Annotated in this window: 12 protein-coding genes, 1 tRNA gene and 1 pseudogene; 10 read left to right on the forward strand and 4 right to left on the reverse strand. The window is 62.3% G+C overall.

Going from position 1 to position 10,288, the window contains the following annotated elements; genetic code table 11:
* Window position 1: 1 nt before the first annotated feature.
* A complete protein-coding gene (locus tag ACILR9_RS17040) occupies window positions 2-1,240 on the reverse strand; it encodes a M20/M25/M40 family metallo-hydrolase (protein ID WP_395711145.1) in 1,239 nt (412 codons plus the stop codon).
* A 219-nt stretch (window positions 1,241-1,459) separates the two neighbouring features.
* Between ACILR9_RS17040 and ACILR9_RS17045 the strand changes: the two genes are divergently transcribed.
* The 8 genes and pseudogenes from ACILR9_RS17045 to ACILR9_RS17080 form a co-directional block, all read left to right on the forward strand.
* A complete protein-coding gene (locus tag ACILR9_RS17045; RefSeq protein WP_395711146.1) occupies window positions 1,460-2,326 on the forward strand; it encodes a GntR family transcriptional regulator in 867 nt (288 codons plus the stop codon).
* A gap of 141 nt (window positions 2,327-2,467) precedes the next feature.
* A complete protein-coding gene (locus tag ACILR9_RS17050) occupies window positions 2,468-3,313 on the forward strand; it encodes a substrate-binding periplasmic protein (RefSeq protein WP_395711147.1) in 846 nt (281 codons plus the stop codon).
* 49 nt (window positions 3,314-3,362) lie between these two features.
* The gene (locus tag ACILR9_RS17055) at window positions 3,363-4,049 is read left to right on the forward strand and encodes an amino acid ABC transporter permease (RefSeq protein WP_395711148.1); all 687 of its coding nucleotides are present in this window, start codon (window positions 3,363-3,365) and stop codon (window positions 4,047-4,049) included.
* A 63-nt stretch (window positions 4,050-4,112) separates the two neighbouring features.
* Window positions 4,113-4,877, forward strand: coding sequence for an amino acid ABC transporter ATP-binding protein (locus ACILR9_RS17060; RefSeq protein WP_395711149.1), 765 nt, complete (start codon window positions 4,113-4,115; stop codon window positions 4,875-4,877).
* Window positions 4,877-6,055, forward strand: a complete 1,179-nt coding sequence (locus ACILR9_RS17065; protein ID WP_395711150.1) for a M24 family metallopeptidase — start codon at window positions 4,877-4,879, stop codon at window positions 6,053-6,055. The genes ACILR9_RS17060 and ACILR9_RS17065 overlap by 1 nt, the downstream gene beginning before the upstream one ends.
* A 420-nt stretch (window positions 6,056-6,475) precedes the next feature.
* The gene (locus ACILR9_RS17070; RefSeq protein WP_395711151.1) at window positions 6,476-6,694 is read left to right on the forward strand and encodes a hypothetical protein; all 219 of its coding nucleotides are present in this window, start codon (window positions 6,476-6,478) and stop codon (window positions 6,692-6,694) included.
* A complete protein-coding gene (locus ACILR9_RS17075) occupies window positions 6,691-6,984 on the forward strand; it encodes a hypothetical protein (protein WP_395711152.1) in 294 nt (97 codons plus the stop codon). The genes ACILR9_RS17070 and ACILR9_RS17075 overlap by 4 nt, the downstream gene beginning before the upstream one ends.
* Window positions 6,985-7,110: 126 nt before the next feature.
* A pseudogene (locus ACILR9_RS17080) lies at window positions 7,111-7,209 on the forward strand (IS1 family transposase); the annotation flags it as partial.
* A 48-nt stretch (window positions 7,210-7,257) separates the two neighbouring features.
* Here ACILR9_RS17080 and ACILR9_RS17085 read toward each other — a convergent pair.
* Window positions 7,258-7,626, reverse strand: coding sequence for a hypothetical protein (locus ACILR9_RS17085; RefSeq protein WP_395711153.1), 369 nt, complete (start codon window positions 7,624-7,626; stop codon window positions 7,258-7,260).
* A gap of 321 nt (window positions 7,627-7,947) precedes the next feature.
* A tRNA-Phe gene (locus ACILR9_RS17090) sits at window positions 7,948-8,025 on the reverse strand.
* A gap of 76 nt (window positions 8,026-8,101) precedes the next feature.
* Here ACILR9_RS17090 and ACILR9_RS17095 point away from each other — a divergent pair.
* Together ACILR9_RS17095 and ACILR9_RS17100 are read left to right on the forward strand one after the other, a co-directional pair.
* Window positions 8,102-9,232 (forward strand): tyrosine-type recombinase/integrase, encoded by a 1,131-nt coding sequence (locus ACILR9_RS17095; RefSeq protein WP_395711154.1) that lies wholly within the window; start codon window positions 8,102-8,104, stop codon window positions 9,230-9,232.
* Between the two features lie 92 nt (window positions 9,233-9,324).
* A complete protein-coding gene (locus tag ACILR9_RS17100) occupies window positions 9,325-10,032 on the forward strand; it encodes a GIY-YIG nuclease family protein (RefSeq protein ID WP_395711155.1) in 708 nt (235 codons plus the stop codon).
* Between the two features lie 130 nt (window positions 10,033-10,162).
* Here ACILR9_RS17100 and ACILR9_RS17105 read toward each other — a convergent pair.
* On the reverse strand, window positions 10,163-10,288 hold a 126-nt coding region (locus ACILR9_RS17105), incomplete at its 5' end, for a transposase domain-containing protein (RefSeq protein ID WP_395709873.1).

Raw genomic sequence — 10,288 nt, forward strand, 5'->3', positions numbered from 1 at the left:
TTCAACCTGCCCGCAGGTAGTCGTAGGCGGCCAGCGCATGGACCTTCACGACGTTCAGCCATTCCTCGATCACCGTGTGCTCGTCGGCCATGGCGACGTTGGTCGCCGTGGTGCCGTAGGTGAAGGAGGGAATGCCCTTGGCCCGCCACTTGCGAGCATCCGTCGCCCCAAGGCTGGTGATCGTGAAGGGCGCAGCTCCGCTTACGCGTTCGCAACCATTACGCAAGCAGTGCACCATTTCATGGTCCGGATCCGACCAGCTCGGCTCCGACTCGTTGATGGTTTCCACGGAGACTTCCGGGTACCCCGCAAGGATCTCCATCACCTTCGAGCGCGCCGCATCGTTGGTGGCTCCCACGGGCACCCGGATGTCGACATCCAGCGAACAAACACCCGGCAGCATGTTCGTCTTGATGCCACCGCGCACGACACCCATGTTGACCGTGTATTCGCGGATGACTTTCGCAGCACCCCTGACGTGAATGCGATCGATCTCGTCGGCGGCCTCGCTCAACGAGGCCGCGATGTTGGATGCCATCGGCACCGGCAACTCGGCGATAGCTTCCAGGTCGCCGATCAGCGCGGCCGCAATCTTCGTCGCGCTCTTGCTCTTGTGCGTATAGGCGCCATGACAGCCCGATGTCCGAACCGTGAAGCGAAGTCGCAGCGCACCTTTCTCGCCGAAGCGGATTGTCGTGGGCGCACCAGGCTCGGCGTTGAGTAGGCAATCGCCCTGAACAGGCCGTTGATCCACGAGGTACTGCGCACCCCACGTGCCGCCCGTCTCTTCATCGGACACTGCAGTGAACGTAAGACGTCCTGCCAGCTCATCGCGTAGCCGGTGAAGATAGGCATAGACGAACAGAAGCGACGCCGTTCCGTTCTTCATGTCGCTGCTGCCCCGTCCGAAGAGCTTGCCCTCCGCGAGCTCGCCACTCCAAGGCGGATGTGTCCAGCGGTCCGCATCGTCACACGGGTAGACGTCGATATGGCCGTTGAAGACGAGATGACGCCCCGGCCTGGCGGCGACAAAGCTTGCAACGACGTTCGGCGCGTTGGCCAACGGCTCGACGATCTCGTAGTCGAGCCCTTGCTCCTCGAGATAGTTGGCGATCACCGACGTCGCAGCCCGCGTGTCTCCGGGCGGATTGGGGCTTGGCGCACGAACAAAACGACCGAGAAAGCCGATCAGCTTGTCCCTGTCTTCGTCGATCCAGCGAAGAAGCACCTCTTTTGACATGGGCTCTTCTCTATCCTTCGAGCGGCAATCGTCCGACCTTCACCCGTATGGCAAATAAGATTGTATCGCTCAATCGAATTGATACAATAAGCAGCAAGATTCCGACCGTTGCCGAAAATCTGGGCTGCCATGAAGGACCACCGCCCGCCATTCGAAAAGGCTGCCTCCGCAACGAGGCCCGGAAGGGATGGCCGGGCACTGGAAACCGACCGGGGCCCGTTGATCCGGCGGCTCCTGAACTACATCGTGACGGAAGACCTTCCGGAAGGCGCCCATCTCACCGAGCAGCATCTCGCTGACGCCCTCGAGGTCTCCCGAACCCCCGTGCGCAAGGCGCTCGTCGATCTCCACGCCGAGGGACTGGTCGAGAAGATCGCTCATCGCGGCTATTTCCTCGCCCGCCCGGCCCATGCCCTGTTCGTGGCCAGCCTCGAATTCCCGACATTCGACGAGAACGCGCTATTCGAGCGCGTGGCGACCGACCACCTCAACGGCGTGCTGCCGGCGCTGTTCTCGGAACGCGATCTCATGGCCCACTATCGCGTGAGCGGGCGCCTGGCGCGCAACGTCATCGCTTCACTCAGCGAGGAGAAGGTGATTGTCGCCGAAAAGCCCGGCGCATGGCGCTTCAACCCCTTCCTGCTCAGCAACGAGGCCAGCCTCGCCAGCTACCACTATCGACTGGCGACGGAGCCACAGCTGCTCCTGCTTCCGACCTTCGCCGTTCGCCGCGACCTGATCCGCAGCTGCCGCGACGAACACCTCCGCCTCCTCGGCCTACCATCAGCGGAGCGTACTGGCCGCCTCGCCTTCAAGGTCGATGCCGCCTTTCACGAAGTCATTGCGACCTGCGCCGGGAACCCTTTCTTTCACTCCGGCGTGACCCAGCACAACCGGCTGCGCCAGCTCCTCGAGTACCGAGACGCGCCGGACGAAAGCCGCATGGTGATCTGGCTGAAGGAGCATCTCGACATCATGGAAGCCATGATCGCCGGCACACTTCCCGAGGCGTCCGACCTGATGCGCACCCACCTCACCAATGCCATGCGCCATCGGAGCGCTTCGGGTGCAGGGGCCGCGGCTTGAGGTGGCCCCCCTGGTCTCTGCCCTGGATCTGGCCCGGCGATTGCTCGATCTGAAATTGTATCGTTCTGTTTACTTGATACAATGTTGTCATCCACCCGTATGCACCATTGCAGCGCCACAACCAGTCATAGGGAGAACGCCTTGAAAACCTTCGGTCATCGCCTCGCATCCTTCATCGGCTTGCTTGCCGCCAGCGCGGCCGTCGCGACGCCTGCCATGGCCGACGACGACCTCATGGCCAAGATCAAGGCGACCAAACGGCTGGAAGCAATCGTCGGACAGTCGCCGGCGTGGTCCACAGTGGACGCTGCCGGCCAGGCGGACGGCATCATGCCTGACATCGTACGGGCTTTCCTGAAGAGGGCGGGCATCGAGGCGACTGTCCATCCGATCGTCATGCCCTTTGACAGCATCATACCGGCACTGCTGTCCGACAAAGCCGATCTGGCGGCCAACAGCATGTTCATCACGCCGGCGCGCGCCAAGCAGATCCTGTTCACCAATGTCCTGTTCTACAATTCGGAGGCCTTGTTCATCGCCAAGGGCAATCCGCTCGGCATCAAGTCGCTGGCCGGCCTGTGCGGTCATACGGGTGCGACCTACAAGGGCACGGTGTGGGTCAGCATTCTCGAAAAGGCGAGCAAGGAATGCCCTGCCGGCAAGTCGATCGACATCCGTCTCTATGCGACGAGCGATCTCGTCTTGCAGGACATCATCGCAGGACGCGTGGACGGTGGCCTGGTCGATCAGTATGCGGGCCTGTACACCCTGTCGAAAGATCCCAACCTGAAGTTCGAGATCGCACCGGGCTACGTTTCGCCCAACCGCGCCGCCAACGGTGCCGCGATTCCGATCAACCCGAAGTACAAGTCCTTCGCGACGACCTTCAACAAGGTCTATGCCGAGTTGCTCGCCAACGGCACGATCAAGGGCCTGTTCGAGGCTCGCGGGTTCAAGCCGGCCGAGGTCTTCCTGCGCCCGGAATGACGACGCGCCGCCTGCCTGAACCACGACTGCCCGAAGCGGAGCTCTAGCCATGGATCAAATCCTCGACTGGATGCCCCGCTTGTTGGATGGGCTCAAGTTCACGGTCACGCTCACCATCCTGTCGTTTGCGCTGTCGCTCGTGGTGGCGCTCGTCATCTCCGCCATGCGGCTCAATCCTGCCCTGAAGATTCTCTACATTCCGGCGACGATCTATCTGGAGACCTTCCGCTGCACGCCGATGATCCTGCAGCTCTTCTTTGCCTACTTTGCGTTGCCGGCGGTGGGCATCAGGCTTTCGCCGATGATGGCCGGCGTGATCAGCCTCGGGCTCTGCGTCGGCGCCTATCTCAGCGAGGTCTTCCGGGCCGCGATCCTCGCCGTCGACCGCGGGCAATGGGAGGCTTCCAGCGCGCTGGCGATGTCGTGGTCCGAGGCGATGCGCTACACGATCCTGCCGCAGGCTGCCCGGATCGCCCTTCCCTCGACTGGCAACTATGCGATCGCTCTCTTCAAGGACAGTGCGCTGGCCTCGACGGTGTCGGTGGTCGAGCTGTTGTTCTCCGCTCAGCTGATCGCGTCCGAGACCTTCGAGTACATGAAGGTCTATGCGGTGATCGGCATCTTCTACGCAGCCATCTGCTACCCGACCAGCATCGCCGTCCGGCGTCTGGAGCGGAAGCTCGACATCACGCTGAGGCGTTCCCCCCACCAGCCTGTCGACACTCTACCGGTCTAGTGTCAGCCCACCTGGAGTCCCCCCGAGAATATCATGGTCGACAGTGGGAATGGCACCGCACCAATGATCGAGGCGCGCGGCGTGTGCAAGAGCTTCGGTCCTGTCGAGGTTCTGAAGGACGTGGACCTCACGGTGAGCCGCGGCGAGGTCGTCGTCGTGATCGGCCCCAGCGGATCGGGCAAGACGACCTTGATCAGGACCCTCAATGGGCTGGAAACGATCAACGCGGGGCGGATCGTGGTCGACGGGATCACTCTGCAAGACCAGGCGACCATCGCCCGCGGCAAGATGGATCGGACCGCGCTGCGCAACGTGCGCCTGGAACTCGGCATGGTCTTCCAACGCTTCAATCTGTTCCCGACGCTGACGGCGCTGCAGAACATCATGCAAGGCCCCTATCGCGTCCGCGGCGTGTCCAGGAGCGAGGCCGCCGACCGCGCTCATGCGCTGTTGCAGAAGATGAATCTCACGGCGAAGGCGCACCACTATCCACACCAGCTCTCCGGCGGCCAGCAGCAGCGTGTCGCCATCGCTCGCGCGCTCGCCATGCAGCCCCGGGCGATGTTGTTCGACGAGGCCACGTCGGCGCTCGACCCGGAACTCATCGGCGAGGTGCTGGAAGTCATGCGGAAGCTTGCGTCCGAAGGCATGACCATGGTGATCGTGACGCACGAGATGGCCTTCGCCGCGCAAGTCGCGGACAGAGTCATCGTCATGGATGCCGGCCGCATCATCGAGGAAGGACCTCCCGACACCATCTTCAAGGCGCCTGCCCGGGAGCGCACGCGCGCGTTCCTGCGCGCAGTCATCGAAAGAAAGGTCGAGTAATGGAACGCTATTTTCCCCTGGACGAGTATCACGGCCGCTGGGATCGCGTGCTTGCAGAAATGAAGGCCCGCGGCTTCGAAACCGCCGTCGTCTTCGGCCGAGCCGGCGGGACGATGGACAACGCGGGTGACGTGCTCTACCTCGCCAACCACTACGCCACCAACGCCGGCCTCGATTCGGCGATCTGGTCTGCCCGCTCCTTCGCGGGCGTGATCCTTCACGCCGGCAGCGAGCCCCAGCTCCATATCGACGAGCCGACGCCGCGCCCCAAGATCCTGGCCATTCCCGACGTCGCGAGCCACAGCCACCCCTTCAAGGGCGTCGCCGACGCACTGGTCGCGCGAAAGATCAAAGGCAGGGTCGCGCTCGTCGGCACGGAATTCATTCCGGTGAAGTATTATCAGCAGCTGACCGATGGCACGCCCGGGATCGAGTGGATCCCTGCCGACGATCTCGTCCGCGCCGTGCGGATGTACAAGAGCGCGCGCGAGCTGGATTGCTATCGGATCGCCGGAGAAACGGCCACCATCAGCCTGAACAAGCTGATGGAAGGGCTTCTGGGAGGAAAGTCCGAGCAGGAGGCCGCCGGGGACGCTTCCCGGGAGGCGATCCGCCGCGGCGCGCGCCTGCAGACCGTGGGCACCAACCATGGCGACACGATCGGTTGGGGCCACCGCAACCCCTTCACAGGCTACAGCACCGACACGCCGAAGGTCGGCGACATGGTGAAGGGCAGCATGACCGGCGCGTTTCACCACGGCTACTGGCTCGACCCCGGGCGCACGGCTGTCCGCGGTGGTCCCAACGCCGCTCAAAGGGAGGTGATCGAAGCCACGAGCTCCATCGTCCGTGTGCTCTGTGACATGATGCGGCCTGGGGTCTCGCTGCTCGACGTCGCGGCCGTCGGCGACAAGATGACGGCGGATTTCGGTGGCGCCTCCGCGCCGTTCATGAAGTCATTCCCGTTTTACGGCCATGGCGTCGGTCTTACCTTCGAGCTGCCGCGCATTGGGCGCACCATGTCGATGCTTGGCGATGTCGTCGCGGAAAGCATGGTGTTTGGCGTTGAAGCGATGCTGGCCAGAGACGGCGTCGGCGCGGCCTTTTTCGAGGACATCATCATCATCGGCAAAGATCGCAACGAACTGCTCACCAACACACCGCTCTACTGGCAGTGACACTCCCGAACCCGGCGGAGCGGCAAAGAAGCTCTCTGTCCACGTCGTCGACGCTTCTTCTGGCAGCACTTCATATTTCCGGGTCCTCAGGGAATCGAGTGGGTGATTAGGGCCGATCATAGTGCGGGAAGTGCTTGTGGATAGCGGCTCTGGGGCGCTTGGAGATGGCGGAGGACTTGTCACAGTGAGGGATGGGCCGAGGAAGTAAGCGACAGCGTCGTCTGTCGGACGCGTATTCGTTTGCGAGATTGGGTTGGAAGTGCCCTGATGCCTGAGACGCGAGTCACCTACGAGCGTGTGGCCACCCCGAGACGGGATGCTTGAGGGCCGAACGCGGCAAGCCGGTTGCCGAGTTCGGCACTCCAACGGTCGTGGCACTGCGCGACGCGATAACTCGAGAGTGGAAGCATCGGATGGTAGTTGGAGACCGCCGGCAGCCTGCGGCCCGGCCGGACGTTCCACGGTCTGCGCAAGTCGCTGGGCCGGGACGCCGCCGATCTCGGCTTCTCGGAGAACGACATTGCCGGCGCGCTGGGCCAGACGAGCCCCGCCAGCGCCCGGCCCTACACCGTCGAGGCAAAGCAGCGGTCGGCTGCCAAGCGGGTCATGCGGGCTCTTGAGAAGCCAGGTAAGCGATGAGATACGACGCTCACGTGCGCGACTGGCACTGTCGAAACCTACACCTGCGCATGCTGCGGGCAATCCGCGCCGGGGCGCTTTGCGCAGTGGTCTTCACCGCCGGCTGCCAGACGCGCAGCGAGGCCGCCTACGAGAAGTCCAAAGACGCCTACGTGGCGTGCGTGCAGGCCAAGGGCGCGGCCTCCTGTGAGGGCGAGAAGGCCGTGATGGACGCCGACGCCCACATCTACGCGACGGCCTCGGGCCGGCCGCAGGCGGTCCAGACGCTCACCGTGCCGGTCGTGCGATGACCGACTACCGGCGCGATCCGGTCGCGTTCATCCGAGAAATTCTCGGCTTCGAGCCCGAGCAGTGGGAGGTGGTAGTGGGTCAGTTTGGGATCGAGACGCCCTTGTAGGCCCCTAGCCGTCTCTGGCATCCATCAGACGCTGCGCATGAGCCCGGCGATGGCGGCGGGTGTATCTAAGACACTCTGGATGATGGATGACGTTGTGAAGATGGTCGAGGAATGGGAGGCCACCCAATGAACGTAGGAGAACTCGACATATCGCCGCTTGCCGCTTCTACCGCTCGAACTTGCGTTCGACGAGCCTTTCCGACGGTTCGCCCGTACTGCCAGAATAAAAGCGACCATCAAGTGTGTAGTAGTACCCGCAGGCTGTGACCCTTTCGACCCGCGTGTTCTTAATGTGAGAACAATACTGGCCGAGGTCGGTTACTTCCCACGTTCCTGCAATCTTGATGACAGGTCTCTCAGGTTTCTCGTTGTTCCAAACGTCGCCGGTGAGGGAGCCATCTGCCGCTGTCCGACTTTTGAATTCAATATTCTGTACTGTGCTGTACACAGCGCCGGAAACTAAGGCTCCAGAATACAGGGCCTGCACTTCCGCCTTCGTCAGCTTCTTACCGCCCTGAGCGAGCAGGTCGGCCACTGTTGCGGGTTCCTGGCCGTACGCGACCGACGAGATCGCCACCATGATGCCGGCGACGGCGACTCTAGTGGTAGTCCTCATAGGAGTTCCCCCCGACGGGAAAGCCGAAGAAGAACTCTACCTTCCGGTTCCAGAAAAGCCAAACTGACCCACTACCTGGCAGGTCGATGGATTGATCGACTACCTACGTGAACGGCGCGCGAACGCTGGCCGTGAACGCGCCGGGAACGTCCACATGGACAACCGTGCGGACAACTTTGGACAACTCGGAACCGTTCTAAAGAACCGAGGAGCTAGGTGATTGAAACTAAAGGGAAGAAATGGTGCCCAGGGGCGGAATTGAACCACCGACACTGCGATTTTCAGTCACGTAGTGTTCTCGATGGATCAAGCACTTACCAGACGTTAGACGTGTAAAATCCCCGATTTAGACCGGGCTCTTGTACAAGGCGGGTCCGCTGTTCTACGAAGCAGCATGACCTTGCAGAACGCATCCGAGATGGTGCCGGGCATTCGACGCCAGAAAGTCGGCGACCGGATGTACTACTATCACCGGCGGACCGGCCGTCGTCTCAACGATGACCCGTCCGCACACGCCGCCGAAGTCTCGGCTCTCGACGCCACCGCGCCCGCTCGGCCGGTGGCGTCTGCCGTTCTGACGTTGGGCGGCCTGATCGCCGAGTACAAACGAAGCCCCGAGTGGGGCGCGTTGGCGCCGGACACGCAGAAGTCCTACGAGCGCGCTTTCGATGCGGCGCACGCGGGGCGTGACGAGCCGGTCACAGCGTTTGACGCGCGAGTGATCCTCGCGGCGCGCGATGCCATCTATGCGTTGCCGCCTGCGCCCCGGAAGCGCGCGTCACGAACGATGCGCACGTCGTCCGGTGGCCGCTGGATGGCAAACAACTTCGTTGCGGTCATGTCTGTGCTGTTCGCATGGGCGGTGCCGCGCGGCTATGTGGACATCAACCCGGGCGCGGGTGTCCCCAAGATCAGGGGAGCACGAGGCCAGGGCGTCGCCAACCCGTCGTGGTCGCCGGAGGAAGTGACGGCGATGCTCGCCCTCGCAGAGGGTGGGATGCGCAAGGGCATCGCCCTCGCGTTCTACACCGGCATGCGGCTCAAGGATGTCGTCGAGACGAAGCGGACCGAATGGAAGGGCGACCGCATCGAACGCCAGTCGTCAAAGCCCGGTGTCTACGTCACGCACTACGTTGTGAAGAGCCTGTCTGCGATCCTGTCTGTGGCAGACGTGGTGCGCCAGCGGAAGCGCGAGCGCCTAGCCGGGCTGCCGGTCCTTGTCCCGGTCTACCTAATCGTGAACGAGCGCGGCGAACAGTTCACGCGCTCGGGCTTCAACTCCAACTTCCAGAAGCTCAAGGACGAACTGGCCAGAGCCGGCAAGCTGTCCAAGGGCCGGACGTTCCACGGGCTGCGCAAGAGCCTGGGCAAGGACGCCGCTGATCTTGGCTTCAGCGAGAACGACATTGCCGGCGTGCTCGGGCAGACGAGCCCCGCCAGCGCGCGGCCCTACACCATCGAGGCGAAACAACGGAAGGCCGCGGAGCGGGTCATGCGGGCTTTGGAGCGGAAGGGGAAGCGATAACGGTGGATTGGCCAGACAGGAAAAGGCCAAGACGGGTTCGTAGGTCGAACTGCGAGTTTTGGTGTAGGCTTGCTCGCGGGGGAGGGCTACACGTGCGGGACCGGATCGTCAGCGAGATAAAGAGGCTTGCTCAGTTGAACGGCGGTCAGCCGCCGGGGGCGGCTATATTCAAACGCGAGACGGGGATACGCGAGGCCGTATGGCGCGGCGTCTATTGGGCTCGATGGGGTGACGCGCTGCTAGAGGCGGGTTTTGCGCCGAACGAGTATCAAGCGAAGTTCGAGCCCACCTATGTCTTCCTCAAATTCATAGAAGCGGCCCGGCACTTTGGTCATCTGCCGACGTTTGCCGAGTTGCGGATGTACCGCGCGTCACATTCGGACTTTCCGAATGAGACGACCATTCACAAACATGCTGGCTCAAAAGATCAACTGCTAATCAACCTCCGGAGATGGCTTGAGGACAAGCCAGAGCACCAGGACATCGTAGAGATGCTTGGTCCTGAAACCGAGCAATTGGAGGCGCCGGATGCTGGCACCATCAAAGAGGGGCTAGTCTACCTCATCAAGTCGGGCGCTCACTACAAGATCGGCAACACCTACGACTATGAGCGGCGATCTAAGGAACTCCGTCTCGCTCAACCAGAACCGATTGCCTGGGTTCATTCCATTCGCACCGACGATCCCCCCGGCATCGAGGCGTATTGGCACAACCGCTTCAAGGACAGGCGAGCGAATGGGGAGTGGTTTAGGCTCACGCACGCAGATATTCAGGCGTTCAAGCGTCGAAAGACGCAGTAGCTTTTGGTGTTTGCTCGTAGCCAACTAAGAATAGCGCGCTGACCAAGGCTGAAGTTCAAGCCGGGCCGCCCGTCAGAAACGGCAACTTCTTGTAGCCAAGTTTCTCGTAGCTTAGCGGTAAGCGATGTTGTCAGGCCGCGGCGCGATCGAGCGGTTTCGGCTTGACGTAGGCGAAGGGCAAGAGGTCGTCGATGCGGCTCATGGGATGTCTTGCGACGATCCTGGTGAGCACGTCGGACAAGTATGCGTAGGGATC

The organism is Reyranella sp. (assembly GCF_044224635.1).
Lineage (GTDB): Bacteria > Pseudomonadota > Alphaproteobacteria > Reyranellales > Reyranellaceae > Reyranella.